The sequence below is a fragment of the Pseudorhodoferax soli genome (genome assembly GCF_003337555.1).
GTDB lineage: Bacteria > Pseudomonadota > Gammaproteobacteria > Burkholderiales > Burkholderiaceae_C > Pseudorhodoferax > Pseudorhodoferax soli.
Genome location: NZ_QPJK01000003.1, coordinates 466607 through 483685 on the forward strand (window position 1 = coordinate 466607; position 17079 = coordinate 483685).

The 17079-nt window shown below is 72.0% G+C and carries 22 protein-coding genes; 15 read left to right on the forward strand and 7 right to left on the reverse strand.

Features of this window, described 5'->3' with window-relative positions; all coding sequences use genetic code 11:
- Positions 1 to 80 precede the first annotated feature (80 nt).
- The 5 genes from DES41_RS13810 to DES41_RS13830 all read right to left on the reverse strand — a co-directional run bounded on the left by DES41_RS13810 (position 81) and on the right by DES41_RS13830 (position 2789).
- On the reverse strand, positions 81 to 440 hold the full coding sequence (locus DES41_RS13810; RefSeq protein ID WP_114468216.1) for an RNA recognition motif domain-containing protein: 360 nt from the start codon (positions 438 to 440) through the stop codon (positions 81 to 83).
- Positions 441 to 462: 22 nt separating this feature from the next.
- Positions 463 to 726, reverse strand: coding sequence for a translation initiation factor IF-1 (gene infA, locus DES41_RS13815; protein ID WP_056666238.1), 264 nt, complete (start codon positions 724 to 726; stop codon positions 463 to 465).
- Complete coding sequence (locus tag DES41_RS13820) at positions 723 to 992, reverse strand: hypothetical protein (RefSeq protein ID WP_211332974.1); 270 nt, start codon at positions 990 to 992, stop codon at positions 723 to 725. Before DES41_RS13820 ends, infA begins: the two co-directional genes overlap by 4 nt.
- A gap of 254 nt (positions 993 to 1246) precedes the next feature.
- Positions 1247 to 2050 carry a transglutaminase family protein gene (locus tag DES41_RS13825; protein ID WP_114468217.1) on the reverse strand — a complete coding sequence of 268 codons (804 nt, stop codon included), beginning with the start codon at positions 2048 to 2050 and terminating at the stop codon, positions 1247 to 1249.
- 85 nt (positions 2051 to 2135) lie between these two features.
- A complete protein-coding gene (locus tag DES41_RS13830; protein ID WP_114468218.1) occupies positions 2136 to 2789 on the reverse strand; it encodes a hypothetical protein in 654 nt (217 codons plus the stop codon).
- 120 nt (positions 2790 to 2909) lie between these two features.
- Between DES41_RS13830 and DES41_RS13835 the strand changes: the two genes are divergently transcribed.
- The gene (locus DES41_RS13835; RefSeq protein ID WP_147282852.1) at positions 2910 to 3290 is read left to right on the forward strand and encodes a BON domain-containing protein; all 381 of its coding nucleotides are present in this window, start codon (positions 2910 to 2912) and stop codon (positions 3288 to 3290) included.
- Between the two features lie 3 nt (positions 3291 to 3293).
- Here DES41_RS13835 and DES41_RS13840 read toward each other — a convergent pair whose 3' ends face one another.
- Entirely contained in the window at positions 3294 to 3854 is a 561-nt protein-coding gene (locus DES41_RS13840; RefSeq protein WP_147282853.1) for a hypothetical protein, read from the reverse strand.
- Between the two features lie 84 nt (positions 3855 to 3938).
- The gene (locus DES41_RS13845) at positions 3939 to 5294 is read right to left on the reverse strand and encodes an NAD(P)/FAD-dependent oxidoreductase (protein ID WP_114468221.1); all 1356 of its coding nucleotides are present in this window, start codon (positions 5292 to 5294) and stop codon (positions 3939 to 3941) included.
- Between the two features lie 89 nt (positions 5295 to 5383).
- Here DES41_RS13845 and DES41_RS13850 point away from each other — a divergent pair, with 89 nt between their 5' ends.
- The 14 genes from DES41_RS13850 to fabG are packed head-to-tail and all read left to right on the forward strand — an operon-like array spanning position 5384 to position 17071.
- Entirely contained in the window at positions 5384 to 5680 is a 297-nt protein-coding gene (locus DES41_RS13850; RefSeq protein ID WP_114468222.1) for a hypothetical protein, read from the forward strand.
- Between the two features lie 4 nt (positions 5681 to 5684).
- Positions 5685 to 5960, forward strand: a complete 276-nt coding sequence (locus tag DES41_RS13855; protein ID WP_114468223.1) for a phosphopantetheine-binding protein — start codon at positions 5685 to 5687, stop codon at positions 5958 to 5960.
- 13 nt (positions 5961 to 5973) lie between these two features.
- Complete coding sequence (locus tag DES41_RS13860; protein WP_114468224.1) at positions 5974 to 6651, forward strand: COG4648 family protein; 678 nt, start codon at positions 5974 to 5976, stop codon at positions 6649 to 6651.
- The gene (locus DES41_RS13865) at positions 6648 to 8012 is read left to right on the forward strand and encodes an AMP-binding protein (protein WP_245965693.1); all 1365 of its coding nucleotides are present in this window, start codon (positions 6648 to 6650) and stop codon (positions 8010 to 8012) included. Before DES41_RS13860 ends, DES41_RS13865 begins: the two co-directional genes overlap by 4 nt.
- A complete protein-coding gene (locus DES41_RS39055) occupies positions 8009 to 8338 on the forward strand; it encodes an ApeI family dehydratase (RefSeq protein WP_245965694.1) in 330 nt (109 codons plus the stop codon). The genes DES41_RS13865 and DES41_RS39055 overlap by 4 nt, the downstream gene beginning before the upstream one ends.
- Positions 8335 to 9360 carry a lysophospholipid acyltransferase family protein gene (locus DES41_RS13870; protein ID WP_114468225.1) on the forward strand — a complete coding sequence of 342 codons (1026 nt, stop codon included), beginning with the start codon at positions 8335 to 8337 and terminating at the stop codon, positions 9358 to 9360. The genes DES41_RS39055 and DES41_RS13870 overlap by 4 nt, the downstream gene beginning before the upstream one ends.
- Entirely contained in the window at positions 9329 to 9916 is a 588-nt protein-coding gene (locus DES41_RS13875; protein WP_147282854.1) for a LolA-related protein, read from the forward strand. Before DES41_RS13870 ends, DES41_RS13875 begins: the two co-directional genes overlap by 32 nt.
- A gap of 19 nt (positions 9917 to 9935) precedes the next feature.
- The gene (locus tag DES41_RS13880; RefSeq protein ID WP_114468424.1) at positions 9936 to 12281 is read left to right on the forward strand and encodes an MMPL family transporter; all 2346 of its coding nucleotides are present in this window, start codon (positions 9936 to 9938) and stop codon (positions 12279 to 12281) included.
- A 13-nt stretch (positions 12282 to 12294) separates the two neighbouring features.
- Positions 12295 to 13125, forward strand: a complete 831-nt coding sequence (locus DES41_RS38755) for a polysaccharide deacetylase family protein (RefSeq protein WP_211332975.1) — start codon at positions 12295 to 12297, stop codon at positions 13123 to 13125.
- Positions 13122 to 13847, forward strand: coding sequence for an SAM-dependent methyltransferase (locus tag DES41_RS38760; RefSeq protein WP_245965695.1), 726 nt, complete (start codon positions 13122 to 13124; stop codon positions 13845 to 13847). Before DES41_RS38755 ends, DES41_RS38760 begins: the two co-directional genes overlap by 4 nt.
- Positions 13844 to 15106 carry a beta-ketoacyl-[acyl-carrier-protein] synthase family protein gene (locus DES41_RS13890; protein ID WP_114468227.1) on the forward strand — a complete coding sequence of 421 codons (1263 nt, stop codon included), beginning with the start codon at positions 13844 to 13846 and terminating at the stop codon, positions 15104 to 15106. Before DES41_RS38760 ends, DES41_RS13890 begins: the two co-directional genes overlap by 4 nt.
- A complete protein-coding gene (locus DES41_RS13895; protein WP_114468228.1) occupies positions 15103 to 15909 on the forward strand; it encodes a beta-ketoacyl synthase chain length factor in 807 nt (268 codons plus the stop codon). The genes DES41_RS13890 and DES41_RS13895 overlap by 4 nt, the downstream gene beginning before the upstream one ends.
- Entirely contained in the window at positions 15903 to 16343 is a 441-nt protein-coding gene (locus DES41_RS13900) for a hotdog family protein (RefSeq protein ID WP_114468229.1), read from the forward strand. The genes DES41_RS13895 and DES41_RS13900 overlap by 7 nt, the downstream gene beginning before the upstream one ends.
- Positions 16340 to 17071, forward strand: a complete 732-nt coding sequence (gene fabG, locus DES41_RS13905; protein WP_114468230.1) for a 3-oxoacyl-ACP reductase FabG — start codon at positions 16340 to 16342, stop codon at positions 17069 to 17071. The genes DES41_RS13900 and fabG overlap by 4 nt, the downstream gene beginning before the upstream one ends.
- The last annotated feature ends 8 nt before the right edge of the window (positions 17072 to 17079 follow it).

Genomic DNA, 17079 nt, shown 5'->3' on the forward strand with positions numbered 1-17079 from the left:
GGACAAGCTTCGGCGCCCCACAAACGAAAAAACCGCCCGAAGGCGGTTCTGTCGATGCGCAGGCGCAGGCGCCTGGGCGATCAGTAGTTGCTGCGGCCACCGCCGTAGCCGCCGCCGCCGCCGCCGCCGCCGTAGCCGCCACGGCCACCGCCACCGCCGCCACCGCCGAAGCCGCGGCCACCGCCGCCTTCTTCACGGGGGCGGGCTTCGTTGACGGTCAGGGCACGGCCGTCGGCCATGGCGCCGTTCAGGCCGGTGATGGCGGCCTGGGCTTCTGCGGCAGAGCCCATTTCGACAAAGCCGAAGCCCTTGGAGCGGCCGCTGTCGCGGTCTTGCATGACTTGGGCGGACTTGACTTCGCCGTAGGCGGAGAAGTTCTCGCGCAGGGAGTCGGAGGTGATGCTGTAGGCAAGGTTGCCAACGTAGATACGGGTGCTCATGGAGAGATTCCTAGTGTGAAGATTAGCGTCGGTATTGCGGACGGGCCGGGGCGCCGCCAGCGCGGGGTTCCAGATGCCGGAAGGTGATCCGGCCCTTTGTGAGGTCGTAGGGGGAAAGTTCGAGCGAGACGTTGTCGCCAGCGAGAATCCGGATGCGGTGCTTGCGCATTTTGCCGCCGGTGTAAGCCACCAGCGAGTGGCCATTCTCCAGGGTCACGCGAAAACGCGAGTCAGGCAGGACTTCGTCCACCTTGCCGCGCATCTCGATCAGTTCTTCCTTGCTCATTCGGCTCCTTGGGTATGTGGAAAAAGAACACCCGCGGCACCGAAGCGTGGGCGAATGTATTCGATGGCTTTGGCCAGTGCGTGGGACTGGGCGCCTTCGGCAGTGCGGAAACGGCCGACCAGGCGCAACACGCGGTCGTGGGTGGCGCTTCCGCGGCCGCTCTTGATCGAGACGGAGGCGCTGTAGTCGCCGCAGTCGGTGCTGCGGATCAGTGGCGAGATGAGGTATCTGCCGAGCGTGAGGGTTTTGCTTGAAAAATCGGACATGAACAGCGTTTCGGCCAGCCTGGCCGCAACGCGTGTGAGATCCAGCCAAAGGGCCGGAGCGGTGATGCTCGCCGCGGAGATTTCGACGACCGCGGGGTACCGGGTGGGGCCCGGTCATGGAGCGTGGCAGGCGCCCCGGTAGAGGCGCGTGCATGTCAGACGATGTCTGCCGTGGTGGAGAGCAAATACACGGCAGGCGGGCGAGTGTAACCGCTTCTGCGGTTGTGTGTGTGAATCCGTGCTGCCAAAGGGTTTCACGGCACGTGCGTGCGCTTCTCGTCGGCCAGCGCCACGCTGACCTGCATGTCCACCACCGACATGTCCGCGTAGTTCGACAGGAAGGCCACGTCGGCCGCGTCGCGCCCGTAGGCCATCACCACGCGGCCGCCGCGTGGCGCCGTCTGGGTGGCGTCGAAGCAGTACCAGCGCCCGCCCACGTAGGCCTCGAACCAGGCGTGCAGGTCCATCGGGTCCAGCTGGTAAAGGTAGCCTACGACGATGCGGGCCGGAATGCGCAGGCTGCGGCACAGTGCCGCGCCGATGTGGGCGAAGTCGCGGCACACGCCGGCCTTGGCCTGCATGGTGTCCAGCGCATCCGTGCTCTCCTGGCTCACGCCGTAGCGGTATTCGTGGTTCTCGTGGATCCAGCGCCGGATAGTCTCCACCTGGGCGTAGCCCGGGGCTGCCCCCGCGACAATTTCGCGCGCCTGCGCCTCGAGCTTGTCGGACGGGCAATAGCGGCTTTGCAGGAGGTAGACCAGCACCTCGTCGGGCAGCAGGTCGATCGGGGTCGGTGCGGCATCCGGCGCGACAGCGAGCTCCGCATCGACCTCCACCTGCGACTGCACGTCCAGCGCAGTGCGGCCCGGCGGCACGGTGAAGCGCTGGCACAGGTTGCCGAAGGCATCCTCGTATTCGCGCGGCCGGATCCAGGGGGCGATGCCGTAGTGCTCGGACACCACCCACTGCGCGGCGCCACTGCGCGGACGCAGCATCGCAACGACCGGGCAGGCATGGGGACATTCAACGGTGATCGTGGCGCGGGTGTCGAGGAGCATGGCTGCACGGTAGGGCCGGCGGTGGCGCAGCGCTGTCAGCGGCCACCCCCTGCACGCGGGCCGCTGGTCCTACAGACGACGGCTTTCAGTTGCGCAAGCCGCCCAGGCGCTGGCGCGCCCGCTGCAGGAAGCCCAGGGGCGGCGCCGGTGCCGCCTTGGACTTCTTCGGCCCGGTGGGCGAGATGTCGATGCAGCCGTCCGCCGCCAGCCTGGCGTGCAGCGCGTCGCCCCGCTTCAGCGCCTCGAAGCGCCGTGCAGAAACCACGTCGGCCTGCACATGCTGGCGCAGCGCGCCCGACTTCAACAGCTTGCGCAAGGCCTGGTCCAGCGCCTCGCGCTCCGGGGCGAGCTCGGCGTAGACCAGAAGCAGGTTCAGCGCCCCGGTCTCGGCGTCCTCGCCCAGCAGGAAGGCCCGCTGCACCGAAGCGCGGAATTTGGACTGCAGCATTGCACGCAGCGGCTCGGCGCCGGCAAAGGACTTGAGCGCGATGCGGCGCAGCTCGGGGTAGAACACGAAGCCCTGGTTGATGCCCACGGTCTCGGGCTGCCCTTCCCTGGCCTCGCCGCGCAGCAGCACGCCGTTGTCGAGCAGGTGGGCCAATGTCTCCTGCACCTGGGGCAGCTCGAGCTTGCACGCCTTGGCCAGGTCGGCAGCGGCGAACTGCTTGCCGGGGTCGGCGAGCGTGCGCTGCAGCAGCTGTTGGACGGCGGGGGAAAGAAGGAAGTCGGCGGCACCCATCGCGCCATTGTTCCCCATGCGAGGGGTGTGAACGGCATCGGCACGATGCGGCGCCGTCCGACCGACGAGGTGCGCACGCCGTGCTATCACTGCGGCCCGACCCACCAGGAGGCCCACCGCATGAAGTTCGCGTGTTCTGTCCTTGTCTGCGCCGGCCTGGCCTGCGCCCCAGCCTTGGCCGACGAGCCGTCCGAGACCGCCCTGTCGGCCGCCGCGCGTGCCAAGACCAGCGCCAGCTGCCGCAGCGGCGACAGCGGCTTCTTCCGCGACCAGGGCCTGGGCATGAAGCTGGCCAGCAAGCTCAAGTTCCGCAAGAAGCTGCTGTCCGAGCAGATCGACGCGCGCGTGAGCAATGGCGTGGCCACGCTGTCCGGTGGCGTCTCCAGCCCGCAGCTCATCGTGCTGGCACTGAACATCGCGGCAGAGGTCGAGGGCGTGCACTGCATCCACAATTTCCTGCGCGTGGGTCCGCCCACGCCGGCCCCCGAGCCGATGCGCTGAAGCTCAGCCCCCGTCGATGTCCTTGAGCATGGCCGCGCAGATGCTGGCCAGCTGCTTGTCCGTCATGGCCGAGAAGATGCCTTGCCAGGCGCTGCTGGAGGTGCTGTAGCTGCGCTGCCCCGCGGCGGTGCGGCCCGGGCCCACGTAGAAGGCGGCGTCGGCGTTCACATAGGCGTTGCCCGTCATCGCGCCCAGGCCGTAACGCGCGCCCGTGCTGAGGTAGCGGTAGTCCTTCACCTGCACCACCACCAGCGTGCTGCCGGCCGGCGTGCTTTGTGGCTCGTTCTCCAGGTACTGGAACTGCTTGCCCGCCGCCTTCGCAGCCTCGGCCATGGCGTCGCGCCAGGCGCCGCGCAGGGCCTGCCAGTCCGAGGACCGGGCCAGCTCCGGGCTGGCCGCGCGCACCACCAGCGTCACGCCGCCCTGCGCGCGCGCCGGCACCTGCAAGGCACTGGCGCCGCCACCGCCTGGGCGCTCGACGTTCGCGGCGCAACCGGCCAGGGCCACGCACAAGGCCCATGCCGGCGGGCGCAGCCAGGAGGAGGAAAGGCGGGGTGTTTTCATGCGCCGCACTCTAGCGGCGGTGCCGGCACAGCCCTGTCGGACAGCGCCGGGACCTGGTGGCACCGGCGTGACGGTGCATGCGGCTCACTTCACCTGCTGGATCGTCTCGCCGGCCAGCAGGCCATGGTCCTGGATGTTGCCGCCACGCCGGCGCCAGCCGCGCCAGGTGCGCACGGGATGGCTCAGCGAGATCATGTAGTAGATCGCCTTGAACATGCGCAGCGGGCCCCACAGCGGCGTCTTGCCGTAGATGTCGCCGGCCAGCAGCGACATCAGCGCCTCCTTCACGCGGAAGGGGTTGGCCGGGTACATGAACATCTCGCGGATGGTCGGGTTGGTCACGCGGTAGATAAACCACGAATACTCGCGCGGGCCCTTGCGCATCATGGCCTCGAAGGCCTGGCAGGCGGCCGGGTACGCGGCCGGCGCGTCCAGCGCCTTGGCGACGAGCTCTGCACCGTCGAATGCGCTGTGCATGGCCAGGTACACACCCGAAGAGAACATCGGGTCGATGAAGGTGAACGCATCGCCCAGCAACACGTAGCGCGGGCCGGTGGCGTGCGTGCTGCTGTACGAGAAGTTGCCGGTGGCGTGCACGGCATCGTCGACCAGCGTCGCGTCCTTGAGCCGGTCGGCCAGCTCCGGGGCCAGCGCGATGGTCTCGCGGAAGTACTGCTGCAGCGATTTGGCGCCCCGGGCCTTCAGGTAGTAGGCCCAGCAGACCGCGCCCACGCTGGTCGTGCCGTCGGCCAGCGGGATGAACCAGAACCAGCCATGCGGGAACCAGCAGATGCTGATGTTGCCCTCGCGCTTGCCCTCGAGCCGGCGCACGTTGCGAAAGTGGCCGAACAGCGCGGTGCTGTTGTGCGCGGTGTTCTTCTTCTTGCTGCCCAGTTGGTGGGCCAGCAGCGTGTCGCGGCCGCTGGCATCGACCACATAGCGCGCGCGGAACCGCCGCTGCGTGCCATCGGCCAGCTGGGCCTGCGCCGTGGCGCCGTCAGCGTCGAAGGCCACGCTGCGCACCTGGCAGCGCTCCAGCGTGCGCGCGCCGCAGGCGGCGGCGTTGCGGAACAGCAGCTCGTCCAGCTCCGAGCGGCGCACCTGCCAGGCGAACGGCATGTCCTTGTTGAAGGCATCGGCGAAGTCGACATAGCTGCAGTGCTCGTGCTCGGGCGAGACGAACTCGATGCCGTACTTGGGCATGCCGATGCGCTCGACCTGCTCGCGCACGCCGAGCCGGTCGAACAGCTGCACGTTGGCCGGCAGCAGCGACTCGCCGATGTGAAAGCGCGGGTGCTGCTCCTTGTCGACCAGCAGCACGTCGCGGCCCTGGCGGGCCAGCAGCGTGGCGATGGTGGAGCCGGCCGGTCCGCCGCCGATCACCAGCACGTCGCAGGCATCGGTCGGCTCGGAAGTGGAAACAGAAGGTGACAACGGCATCGCTGCAAGGGGGCTGGGCAAAGGAGCGGGATCATAAGATGGTGTGTCGCCGCTTTGGCCAGGCCTGCAGCGCCGGCTCCCCTTTCCGTATGACGGTTCTCCTGCTGCTGTTGCAACTCACCGTGGTCCTCGTCGCGGCGCGCCTGTGCGCCCTGGCGCTGCGTACGCTGGGCCAGCCCATGGTCGTCGGCGAGATGGTCCTGGATGCCGGCCTGATCACGCCCACCCTCTTCACCATGCTGCTGCTGATGGCGCTGGCCACCACGGCGCTGACCGGCCCGCTGCTGAACCTGCTGGGCGCCCGCCCCCCGGTGGCTATACTTCCCGCCCGCCACAGGGTTGCCGCAGGGCCGGCGCCAAGCCCTGTGCCGCCAACCGATCCGTGACCGCATGAACCCCACACAAACCGACCTGCAACGCGAAGTCGCGGCGCTCCTCGTCGAGGCGCTGAACCTCGAGATGGCGCCCGAGACCATCGATCCGGCCGCTCCGATCTACGGCGAGGGCCTGGGCCTGGACTCCATCGACATCCTCGAGGTGGCCCTGGTGGTGTCGCAGCGCTACGGGTTCCAGCTGCGCTCCGACGACGAAGACAACGTGCGCATCTTCGCCTCGCTGGCCAGCCTGGCCGAGCACATCGCCGCGCACCGCGCGCCCGCTGCCTGAGAGGCGCGGCACCATGCCGCGCGCCTTGTCCATGCCCGTTCGCATCGTGGCCGTGCTGTCGCTCAGCCTGGCCTATATCGCCGCATCGCACTGGCTCATGACGGCCGCCCCGGCGACGCCCTGGAACGCGGTGCTGGTGCTGGCCCCCATGCTGCTGACCATCGCCTGGGGCGCCTGGCGCGGCGGCCAGCGGCCGCTGGCCGCGCTGAGCGCGCTGTCGGTGGTGGCCCTGTGCGTGCAGGCCAGGCTGCCCAAGCCGCTCTCCACCCAGGTGCTGTACCTCGTCCAGCACGTGGGCATCAACCTGTTCCTGGCGGTTGGCTTCGGCGGCACGCTGCGCGCGGGCCAGCAGGCGCTGATCACCACGCTGGCCGCGCGCGTGCACCGCCAGTTCACGCCCGACATGGCGGCCTACACGCGCAAGCTCACCCTCGCCTGGACCGTCTATTTCGTCGCCATGGCGCTGCTGTCGCTGGGCCTGTATGCCTTCGCGCGCTTCGAGACCTGGGCGCTGTTCGCCAACGTGCTGACGCCGCTGGCTGTGGCCACCATGTTCGGCGGCGAGTACTGGCTGCGCTACCGGCTGCACCCAGAATTCGAACGCGCCAGCCTGGTCGACGCCATCCGCAGCTACATGCATGGCGACAAACCGGGCGCCGTGGCGCAGCACCGGCCCGATAACCGACCATGACGCAGGCCGCGCTGATCTTCGGATCGGACCTGGACGCGCCCATCGCCTGGCGCGCCGGTGCACCGATCGCGCGGCGCCGCTACCTGGCCGACGTGCAGGCCCTGGCCGCGCGGCTGCCGGCCGAGGGCGCGATGCTGAACCTTTCGGGCGACCGCTACCGCTTCGCCGTGGGCCTGGGCGCGGCCATGCTGCGCGGCCAGCCCAACCTGATGCCGCCCAACCACCAGCGCGAGACCGTGGCGCGGCTGCAAAGCCTCATCCCGCAGGCCTACGCGCTGGTCGACGCCACGGGCGACGAGGTCGCGCTGCCGCAGGTGCGCTATACCGATGCAGCCGATGCCACGGCACCGGTGGACAGCCAACCGCCCGCCCTGCCGCGGGCGCAGCTGGCCGCCCACGTGCTGACCTCGGGCTCCACCGGCCAGCCCGTGCCGCACCCCAAGCGCTGGGGCCCTCTCGTGGACTGCACCGTGGCCGGCGCGCAGCGCCTGGCCGAGCACCTGGGGCGGCCCGATCTCGAGGGCCTGAGCCTCGTGGCCACGGTGCCGCCGCAGCACATGTACGGCTTCGAATCCACCGTGCTGATCGCCATGCTGGGCGGCGCAGCCTTCGATGCCGAGCGGCCGTTCTATCCCGCCGACATCGCCGCCGCGCTGGCCCGGCTGCCGCGCCCCCGCATGCTGGTGACCACGCCCTTCCACCTGCGCATGCTGCTGGAAGCCGGCATCGCGCTGCCCACTGTCGACCTGATCCTGAGCGCCACGGCGCCGCTGTCGCCGCAGCTCGCCGCCCGCGCCGAGGCCGCCTTGCAAGGCCAGCTGGTCGAGATCTACGGCTGCACCGAGGCCGGCCAGGTCGCCACGCGCCGCACCACCGACGGCCCGGAATGGCGCACCTACGCGGGCCTGGCCCTGTCGGGCGACGGCGAGCAGAGCCAGGTACTGGGCGGCCACGTGGTCGTGCCGACGCCGCTGGCCGACATCCTCGAAGTGCTGGAGCCGAGCCGCTTCCGGCTGCTGGGCCGCTCCAACGACCTCATCAATATCGCCGGCAAGCGCAACTCGCGGGCGCACCTCAATTTCCACCTCAACAGCACGCCCGGCGTGGCCGACGGCGCGTTCTGGCTGCCGCCCGACGCGGCCGACGGCACGGTCGCGCGGCTGGTGGTCTTCGTGGTCGCCCCCGGCCTCTCGCAGGCGGCGCTGCACGAGGCCGTGCTGGCCGGCCTGCGCCCGCGTGTGGATCCGGTGTTCCTGCCGCGCCGCATCGTGGCCGTGCCGGCGCTGCCACGCGAGCCCTCCACCGGCAAGCTGCCGGCCATCGCTTTCGGCGCCTGGGCGCAGCGCCAGCTGGCCGCATGACGGACGCCGCCACGCCGCGCAGCCTGGCGCTGCACATCCCGGCCGACCACCCGGCCTTCGCCGGCCATTTCCCGGGGCAGCCCCTGTTGCCGGGCGTGGCGCTGCTGGCCGCGGTGCTGGAGGCCGTGCTGGCCGACGCGGCCCTGGCGGCGCGCGTCGGGCCCGCACCGCGCCTGGGCCATGCCAAGTTCCTGGCGCCCGTGCGGCCCGGTGCGCAGCTGGAGATCCGGCTGGACGGCAGCAGCCGCGGCCTGCGCTTCGAGGTGCGCGATCTGTCCGTGGGCGCGCGCGTGGCGGCCAGCGGCCTGTTCGAGGTCGCGCCATGAGCGAAACGCAGAACCGTCCCAGGCAAGCGCGCCCGCCCTCAGGCGGCAGCGAAGCCCGCACGGCGGCCAGCACGGCGGCCACGTCCCCCGCCCCCCCGGCCGACTGGGCGACCCAGCGCGAGCGCAGCAACCTGTGGGTGCTGCGGCTGATGGGCGCCATCGCGGTGTACGCCGGACGCCCGCTGGCGCGGCTGGTGCTGCATCCCATCACGCTGTACTTCCTGCTGGCCAACGGCCCGGCACGGCGCGCCTCGCGCGCCTACCTGGCGCGCGCGCTGCAGCGCCCGGCCGGTTGGCGCGACAGCTACCGCCACATCCACAGCTTCGCCGCCACGGTCCTGGACCGCGTCTACTTCCTGCAGGACCGGCTGGCGCAGTTCCAGATCGACAGCCGCAACGTGCCCGCGGTCGAGGCCGTGCTGGCCGAGGGCCAGGGCGTGATGCTGCTGGGTGCGCACGTGGGCAGTTTCGAGGCCTTGCGCGCCGGCGCGCAGAGCGTAGGCACGCGCGCCGCCATGCTCATGTACGAGGACAACGCCCGCCTCATCACCGCCACGCTGCGCGCCATCGCGCCCGATGTGCAGCTGCACACCATCGCCCTGGGCCGGCCCGGCGCCATGCTCGCGCTGCGCCGCTGGCTGGACGGTGGCGGCATGGCGGGCCTGCTGGCCGACCGCACGCTGCCCGGCCATTCGGGCCGCTCGCGCACGCTGATGCTGCCCTTCCTCGGCCAGCCGGCACCCTTCTCCGACGGCCCGCTGCGGCTGGCCGCGCTGCTGCGCCAGCGCGTGTTCTTCATGGCGGGGCTTTACCACGGCGGTGCGCGCTACAGCCTGCGCTTCGAGCCGCTGGCCGACTTCCGCGCCACCGCCGGCCCGGCGCTGGAGGCCGAGGTCGAGGCCGCGCTGCAGCGCTATGTGGCGCTGCTGGAATCCATTTGCCGCGAAGCGCCGTACAACTGGTTCAACTTCTATGATTTCTGGGCGAGCGATGCCGCATCCACTTCCGCCACACCGGATTGAACGCCGGGGCCTGTTGCTGGCGCTGGCCCTGTTGCCGCTGGCGGCACACGCCCAGGTCTTCGACCTCGCGCAGCTGATGCGCCTGTTGGCCCAGGTGCAGTCGGGCCAGGCCACGTTCACCGAGCAGCGCCACTCCAGCGTGCTCGACCGGCCGGTCGAAAGCACGGGCCGGCTGTCGTTCCAGGCGCCGGACCGCTTCACGCGCGAGACGCTGAAGCCGCGCAGCGAGAGCATCAGCGTGGTCGGCAACGAGGTCACGCTGCGCCAGGGCAGCCGCAGCCGCACCGTGCAGCTGGACAGCGTGCCCGAGGCCGCCGTGATTGTCGAAGCCATCCGCGGCACGCTGACCGGCAACCGCGAGGCCATCGACCGCCATTTCGAGGCCCAGGTCGGCGGCGGGCCGAACGGCTGGCAGCTGCTGCTGGCGCCGCGTGACGCCGGCCTGCGCAAGCTCGTCGTGCAGGTCGCGATCCAGGGCCGGCAGTCTGCGCCGCGCGAGATCACCATCTCCATGGCCGACGGCGATTACTCCATCATGCGGATCACACCGCAATGAGCGCACAGGCCCCGTGCTGATGCGCAAGCTGCGCCACACCGCCCTCCTGCTCTGGCTCGTGTTCGTGCTGGCCGCGGCGGCCATCACCGCGCGCACGCACTACGTGGCCGACCTGTCGGCCTTCCTGCCGCGCGACCCGAGCGCCGAGCAAGCCGTGCTGCTGGACCAGCTGCAAAGCGGCGTGGCCTCGCGCCTGGTGCTGGTCGGCATCGACGGCGGCAGCGCCGAGCAGCGTGCCCAGGCCTCGCTGCGGCTGGGCCAGGCCTTGCGCGCCAGCGGCAGCTTCGACGCCGTGCACAACGGCGACAACAGCAGCCTGGCCGACACCGCGCAGTTCCTGTTCGCGCACCGCTACCTGCTGAGCCCCGGTGTGGACGCCGAGCGCTTCACGGCCGAAGGCCTGCGTGGCGGCATCGACGAGACCACCAGCCTGCTCGGCACGCCGGCCGGCAGCCTGATCAAGCCCATCCTGCTGCGCGACCCCACGGGCGAGACGCTGCGCATGGCCGAGTCCATGCTGCCGGCGCAGGCGCCGCGCAGCGAAGCCGGCGTCTGGGTCTCGCGCGACGGCACGCGCGCCGTGCTGCTGGCCACCACCCACGCCGGTGGCAGCGACCTGGACGGCCAGGAGCGCGCGCTGGCCCTGGTGCGCAGCAGCTTCGCGCCCGATGCGGCGGCCGGCCTGCAACTGCAGGTCTCGGGCGCGGGCAGCTTCGCGGTCGCCTCGCGCGCGCAGATCAAGTCCGAGGTCGAGCGGCTCGCGCTGGCCGGCGGCGTGATCGTGGTCGGCCTGCTGCTGCTGTCCTTCGGCGGCTCGCTGCGCACGCTGTTCACGGCGCTGATGCCCGTCAGCACCGGCGTGCTGGCCGGCATCGCGGCCGTGAGCCTGGTGTTCGGCAACGTGCACGGCATCACGTTGGGCTTCGGCACCACGCTGATCGGCGAGGCCGTGGACTACGCCATCTACTACCTGATCCAGGCCCGCGCCGGTGGCGGCCCGCTCTGGCTGCGCGCCAGCTGGCCGACCGTGCGGCTGGGCCTGTGGACCTCGCTGTGCGGCTTCGCGGCGCTGCTGTTCTCCGGCTTTCCGGGACTGGCCCAGCTGGGCCTGTTCTCCATCGCCGGGCTGGCCGGCGCGGCGCTGACCACGCGCTTCGTGCTGACCACCATCGCGCCCGAGGGCGCGCCGGGCATGGGCCTGCGCCGCCACCTGGGCCGCGCCGTGGCCGCCGCCATGCCGGTGCTGCAGCGCCTGCGCTGGCCGCTGGCTGCGCTGGCCGTGGCGGCTGCGCTCGCGCTGGCCTGGATGCCCTCGCCCTGGCGCGGCGACCTGGCCGCGCTGAGCCCGGTGGGCGACGAGAAGATGGCGCTGGACGCCGCGCTGCGCGCCGACCTGGGCGCCAGCGACCCGGGCGTGGTGGTGGCCGTGTCCGCCGCCGACGAGGCCGGTGTGCTGCGGGCGGCCGAGGCCGCCGGCCAGCGGCTGGACCGGCTGGTGGCCGACGGCCAGCTGGCCGGCTATACCTCGCCCGCGCGGATCCTGCCCAGCCCCGCCGTGCAGCAGGCGCGGCGCGACGCGCTGCCCGCGGCCGACGCGCTGCGCACGCGGTTGCAGGAGGCCACGGCCGACGGCCCGATCGCGGCCGCCCGCCTGCAGCCCTTCCTGGACGACGTGGCCCAGGCCCGCACCCAGCCGCTGCTCACGCGCGCCACACTGGACGGCACGGCGCTGGCCGCCGCCTTCGACGCGCTGACCGTGCCGGGCAATGGCGAGCGCCCCTGGCGCGGCATGCTGACGCTGAACCAGGGCCAGCGCGCACTCGACCAGGCCGCACTGCGCGCCGCCTTCGCCGACATGCCGCAGGTGCAGATCGTCGACATCACGGGCGAGTTGCGCGGCATGTACGCGCGCTACCTGCACGAGGCCGGCGTGCAGGCCGGCTTCGGCGCGCTGGCGCTGTGCCTGGTGCTGCTGGCGCACCTGCGTTCCTGGGCGCGGCTGTGGCGCATCGCCCAGGCCGTGGGCGCAGCGGCGCTGATCGTCATCGCCGCGCTGGCGCTGGCCGGCGTCGAGTTGGGTATCCTGCACCTGGTCGGCCTGCTGCTCACCGTGGCCATCGGCTCCAACTACGCGCTGTTCTTCGACCAGTTGCGTGCCGACCAGGAGGCGCAGCCGATCGACCACGACATGCTGGCCTCGCTGGCACTGGCCAACGTGACGGCCGCCACCTCGTTCTTCCTGCTCGCGCTCTCGGACATCCCGACGCTGAACGCGCTGGGCCAGGTGGTGGCGCCCGGCATCGTGCTGTGCCTGCTGCTGTCGGCGGCCTTCATTCCTACACGGCAGGCCACACGTCGCGTGTAAATTGCTCGCCGCCATGCACGCCACCGCCTCCTCCCCTGCCCCTGCCAAGCGCTGGCGTGCGCCGCTGCTGCTCAAGGCCAGCGCGGCATGCCACCTGGGCGCGGCGGGCCTCGTGGCAACTGCGCCGCCGCTGTGGCCCTGGGCGCTCGGCGCCGTGGCGCTGGACCACGCGCTGCTGACCGCCACCGGCCTGTGGCCGCGCTCGACCTGGCTGGGCGCCAACCTGCTGCGCCTGCCCGCTGCCGCCGCCGCGCGCGGCGAGATCGCCGTGACGCTGGACGACGGGCCCGACCCGGCCGTCACGCCGCAGGTGCTGGACATCCTCGACGCGCACGGCGCACGCGCCACCTTCTTCTGCATCGCCGAGCAGGCCGCGTGCCATCCGTCGCTTGCGCGCGAGATCGTGCGGCGCGGCCACAGCGTGCAGAACCACAGCCTGCGCCACCGCCACAACTTCTCGCTGTTGGGGCCGGCCGGCCTCAAGCGCGAGATCGGCCAGGCGCAGGACCAGCTGGCCCAGGCCACGGGCCAGCGCCCGACCTGCTTTCGCGCGCCGGCCGGCCTGCGCAACCTGTTCCTCGACCCGGTGCTGCATGCGCTGGACCTGCGGCTCGTGAGTTGGACGCGGCGGGGTTTCGACACCCGCGAGGCCGACCCGCAGACCGTGCTCGCGCGACTGACCCAGAACCTGGCCGCCGGCGACATCGTGCTGCTGCACGACCGCCATGGCGCCCCCATGGCCGACGGCCGCCCCGTGGTGCTGCAGGCCCTGCCGCTGCTGCTGGCGCGGCTGCGCGGCGCCGGCCTGCACGCCGTCACCCTGCCAGAGGCACTGCACTCTTGAATCCCTCCCAAGCCTGGACTTCCCTGCTCGACCAGGCCAGCGCGCCCTACCGCGCGGCCGGCCGCTTCGCCTGGCGTTTCGCGCGCGGCAAGCTGTCCATGGACCCGGTGTTCCGCCACCTGATCGAGGCCGGCCATCTGCGCCCGGGCGCGCGCGTGCTGGACATCGGCTGCGGCCAGGGCCTGCTCGCCAGCCTGCTGGCCAGCAGCGGCGCGCTGGTGCGCGCGGGCCGCTGGCCCAGCGCCTGGCCGCCGGCGCCAGTGCCCGCGCATGTGACCGGCATCGAGCTCATGCCGCGCGATGTGGCGCGTGCCTGCGCCGCCCTGGCACCGCTGGGCGATGCGGCGCAGTTCGTCTGCGGCGACATGCGGCACACCCCGTTCCCGCCGGTCGATGCGGTGGTGATCCTGGACGTGCTGCACTACATCGGCATCGTCGAGCAGAACCAGGTGCTGGCGCGCGTGCGCGCTGCCTTGCCGACCGGCGGACGCCTGCTGCTGCGCGTGGGCGACGCCAGCGCGCGGCGCGGCTTCGCGGTCAGCCAGTGGGTGGACGCCGTGGTCACGCGCATCCGCGGCCACCGCGTTCTGCCGCAGTACGGCCGCACGCTGGCGCAATGGTCGGCGCAGCTGGAGCAGCTGGGTTTTGCCGTGCGCAGCCTGCCGATGAGCGCCGGCACGCCCTTCGCCAACGTGCTGCTGGTGGCGGAGGCGCGCGCATGAAGCCGCTGGCCGTCACCGCCTTCACGCTGACCACCGCCCTGGGCGCCGGCCGCGCCGCCACACTGGAGGCGCTGCGCGCGCAGCGCTCGGGCCTGGCGCCGCTGCGCTTTCTCGACCTGCCGCTGGCCACCTGGGCCGGCGAGGTCGCCGGCCTGGAGCAGGCCCTGCTGCCCGCGGCCCTGGCCCACCACGATTGCCGCAACAACCGGCTGGCCTGGCTCGCCATGCTGCAGGACGGCTTCATCGACGCCGTGGCCCGCGCCCGGGCCCGCTGGGGCGCAGCGCGCGTGGGCGTGTTCCTGGGCACCAGCACTTCGGGCCTGCTGCAGACCGAGCTGGCCTACCGCAACCGCCAGAGCGACGGCGCGCTGCCCGAGGGCTTTCGTTACGCCGAGACGCAGAACACCTTTTCGCTGGCCGGCTTCGCGGCCGATGCGCTGCAGCTGGCCGGGCCGCGCTGCGTGGTGTCCACGGCCTGCTCGTCCAGCGCCAAGGTGTTCGGCAACGCCCAACGCATGCTGCAGGCCGGCTGGATCGACGCGGCCGTGGTCGGCGGTGTCGACAGCCTGTGCCTGACCACGCTGTACGGCTTCAATGCGCTGGAACTGCTGGCGCCCGAAGCCTGCCGGCCCTGGGATGCGGCGCGGCGCGGCCTGTCGATCGGCGAAGCCGCCTCGTTCATGCTTGTCGAGCGCGAGGCCGAGGCCACCGAGGGCTGGGTGCTGGGCGTGGGCGAGACCAACGACGGCCACCACATGAGCACGCCGCACCCCGAAGGCACGGGCGCCATCGCTGCGATGCGCGCCGCGCTGGCCGCCGCGGGGCTGCAGCCTGGCGACATCGACTACATCAACCTGCATGGCACCGCCACGCCGACCAATGACAGCTCGGAAGACCGCGCAGTGCGCAGCGTGTTCGGCGACAGCACGCCGCCGTGCAGCTCGACCAAGGGCGCGACCGGACACACCCTGGGCGCGGCCGGCGGCATCGAGGCCGCGATCAGCCTGCTGGCGTTGCAACATGGCTTCATGCCCGGTGGCCTGAACCGCCAGCAGCCCGACCCGGAGCTGCACGCACAGTACCTGGATGCCAACCGCGCTGCGCCGCTGCGCCACGTGCTGAGCAACTCCTTCGGTTTCGGCGGCACCAACGCCAGCCTGGTGCTGGCCAAGGAGGTCGCGAGCGACGCGCCGGGCCGCCCCCAGCAAGCTCACTCCCCCTCGGGGGGACAGGCCGCAGGCCGAAGGGGGCACCAATGAATTCGGCCCTGCCGCTGTACGTCGAAGGCATCGGCCTGCTCGGCCCCGGCCTGCCGGACTGGGACGCGGCGCAGCCGGTGCTGCGCGGCGAGGCCGCCCACCAGTTCGCGCCGACCCAGCTGGCCCCGCCCGCCCGCCTGCCGCCGGCCGAGCGCCGCCGCGCCGGACCGGTGATCCGGCTGGCCATGGGTGTGGCCGATGCGGCCGTCGCCCACGCCGGCGCCGACCCCTCGACGCTGGCCACGGTCTTCACCTCCTCCGGTGGCGAAGGGGCCAACTGCCACTCGCTGTGCGAGGCGCTGGCCGTGCCGAACCCGCTGATCTCGCCCACACGCTTCACCAACTCCGTGCACAACGCGGCGGCCGGCTACTGGCACATCGCCGTGGCCAGCCAGGCCAGTTCGACCAGCCTGTGCGCGCACGATGGCAGCTTCGGCGCCGGCCTGCTCGAGGCGGCGGCCAGCGTGCATGCCGACGGCCAGCCGCTGTTGCTGGTGGCCTACGACCTGCCCTACCCCCAGCCGCTGCACGCCAAGCGGCCGATCGCCGAGAACTTCGGCCTGGCGCTGCTGCTGGCGCCCATGCGCACGCCGCGCAGCCTGGCTGCACTGCGGGTGCAACCGGTCGCGGCCGGCAGCGCGCAGAGCGCATGCGCCGACGCTTCGCTCGAGGCGCTGCGCAGCGGCATCCCGGCCGCCGCGGCGCTCCCGCTGCTGCAGGCATTGGCCCTGCGCGCCACGGCCACGCTGCAGCTGCACTGCCTGGACGACCTCGCGCTGCAGGTCGAGGTGGCACCTTGCTAGACGCGGCCGGCATCGCCCGGCTGATCCCGCACAGCGGCAGCATGTGCCTGCTGGCGCGGCTGGAGCGCTGGGACGCCGACAGCATCGTCTGCAGCGCGACCAGCCACCGCGATGCGGCCCATCCGCTGCGCACGGCCTCGGGCCTGCTGGCACCCTGCGCCATCGAGTACGCGGCCCAGGCCATGGCGCTGCACGGCGCACTGATCGGGCAGGAAGCCGGCGGCGTGGCCAGTCCAGGTTTCCTGGCCAGTGCGCGCGGCGTGCAGTTCCACCGGCTGCGGCTGGACGACCTGGCCGGCGAACTCACCATCGAGGCGCAGCGCCAGGCCGGCGACGCGCAACAGATCCTCTACCACTTCCGCGTGCAGCACGCGGGCCAGCCCGTGGCCGAAGGCCGGGCTGCCGTCGTGCTGAACACGCCGCTTGCCGCATGACCACCACCACACCGAGACGCGCACTGATCACTGGCGCCAGCGGCGGGCTGGGCCGCGCCATCGCGCTGCAGCTGGCGCGCGATGGCCACCATGTCATCGCCCACGCCAACCGGCGGCTGGCCGCGGCCCAGGCACTGGCCGACGAGATCGTGGCCGCGGGCGGCAGCGCCGAGGCCGTGGCATTCGACGTGACGGACGCCGAGGCCAGCGCCGCAGCCTGCGCGCAGCTGCTCGCCGTCGGCCCGGTGCAGATCCTCGTCAACAACGCGGGCCTGCACGACGACGCGGCCTTCCCGGCGCTGCGGCCGGCGCAGTGGCACCAGGTCATCGACGTCTCGCTGAACGGCTTCTTCCACGTCACGCAGCCGCTGACCATGCCCATGGTGCGCACGCGCTGGGGCCGCATCGTCAACATCTCCTCGATGTCGGCCGTGGCCGGCAACCGCGGCCAGGTCAACTACGCGGCGGCCAAGGGCGCGCTGAACAGCGCCACCAAGTCGCTCGCGCTGGAGCTGGCCAGCCGCGGCATCACCGTCAACGCGGTGGCCCCCGGCATCATCGACACCGGGATGGCGCAGGATTTCGACAAGGCCACCATCGAACGCATCGTGCCCATGAAGCGGGCCGGCACCGGCGAGGAAGTCGCAGCCCTGGTCGGCTTCCTGGCCTCGGACGCGGCCAGCTACATCAGCGGCCAGGTGATCTCCATCAATGGCGGCATGGTGTGAGGCAAGCC

What these genes read in the sequence shown, in the direction of transcription:
- DES41_RS13890 (WP_114468227.1), top strand. Translation starts at nt 13,844, where the DNA reads ATGAAGCCGCTGGCCGTCACCGCCTTCACGCTGACCACCGCCCTGGGC.
- DES41_RS13820 (WP_211332974.1), bottom strand. Translation starts at nt 992, where the DNA reads ATGTCCGATTTTTCAAGCAAAACCCTCACGCTCGGCAGATACCTCATC.
- fabG (WP_114468230.1), top strand. Translation starts at nt 16,340, where the DNA reads ATGACCACCACCACACCGAGACGCGCACTGATCACTGGCGCCAGCGGC.
- DES41_RS39055 (WP_245965694.1), top strand. Translation starts at nt 8,009, where the DNA reads ATGACGGACGCCGCCACGCCGCGCAGCCTGGCGCTGCACATCCCGGCC.
- DES41_RS13850 (WP_114468222.1), top strand. Translation starts at nt 5,384, where the DNA reads ATGACGGTTCTCCTGCTGCTGTTGCAACTCACCGTGGTCCTCGTCGCG.
- DES41_RS13865 (WP_245965693.1), top strand. Translation starts at nt 6,648, where the DNA reads ATGACGCAGGCCGCGCTGATCTTCGGATCGGACCTGGACGCGCCCATC.
- DES41_RS38755 (WP_211332975.1), top strand. Translation starts at nt 12,295, where the DNA reads ATGCACGCCACCGCCTCCTCCCCTGCCCCTGCCAAGCGCTGGCGTGCG.
- DES41_RS13825 (WP_114468217.1), bottom strand. Translation starts at nt 2,050, where the DNA reads ATGCTCCTCGACACCCGCGCCACGATCACCGTTGAATGTCCCCATGCC.
- DES41_RS13880 (WP_114468424.1), top strand. Translation starts at nt 9,936, where the DNA reads ATGCGCAAGCTGCGCCACACCGCCCTCCTGCTCTGGCTCGTGTTCGTG.
- infA (WP_056666238.1), bottom strand. Translation starts at nt 726, where the DNA reads ATGAGCAAGGAAGAACTGATCGAGATGCGCGGCAAGGTGGACGAAGTC.
- DES41_RS13840 (WP_147282853.1), bottom strand. Translation starts at nt 3,854, where the DNA reads ATGAAAACACCCCGCCTTTCCTCCTCCTGGCTGCGCCCGCCGGCATGG.
- DES41_RS13855 (WP_114468223.1), top strand. Translation starts at nt 5,685, where the DNA reads ATGAACCCCACACAAACCGACCTGCAACGCGAAGTCGCGGCGCTCCTC.
- DES41_RS13895 (WP_114468228.1), top strand. Translation starts at nt 15,103, where the DNA reads ATGAATTCGGCCCTGCCGCTGTACGTCGAAGGCATCGGCCTGCTCGGC.
- DES41_RS13870 (WP_114468225.1), top strand. Translation starts at nt 8,335, where the DNA reads ATGAGCGAAACGCAGAACCGTCCCAGGCAAGCGCGCCCGCCCTCAGGC.
- DES41_RS13835 (WP_147282852.1), top strand. Translation starts at nt 2,910, where the DNA reads ATGAAGTTCGCGTGTTCTGTCCTTGTCTGCGCCGGCCTGGCCTGCGCC.
- DES41_RS13830 (WP_114468218.1), bottom strand. Translation starts at nt 2,789, where the DNA reads ATGGGTGCCGCCGACTTCCTTCTTTCCCCCGCCGTCCAACAGCTGCTG.
- DES41_RS13845 (WP_114468221.1), bottom strand. Translation starts at nt 5,294, where the DNA reads ATGCCGTTGTCACCTTCTGTTTCCACTTCCGAGCCGACCGATGCCTGC.
- DES41_RS13875 (WP_147282854.1), top strand. Translation starts at nt 9,329, where the DNA reads ATGCCGCATCCACTTCCGCCACACCGGATTGAACGCCGGGGCCTGTTG.
- DES41_RS13860 (WP_114468224.1), top strand. Translation starts at nt 5,974, where the DNA reads ATGCCGCGCGCCTTGTCCATGCCCGTTCGCATCGTGGCCGTGCTGTCG.
- DES41_RS13810 (WP_114468216.1), bottom strand. Translation starts at nt 440, where the DNA reads ATGAGCACCCGTATCTACGTTGGCAACCTTGCCTACAGCATCACCTCC.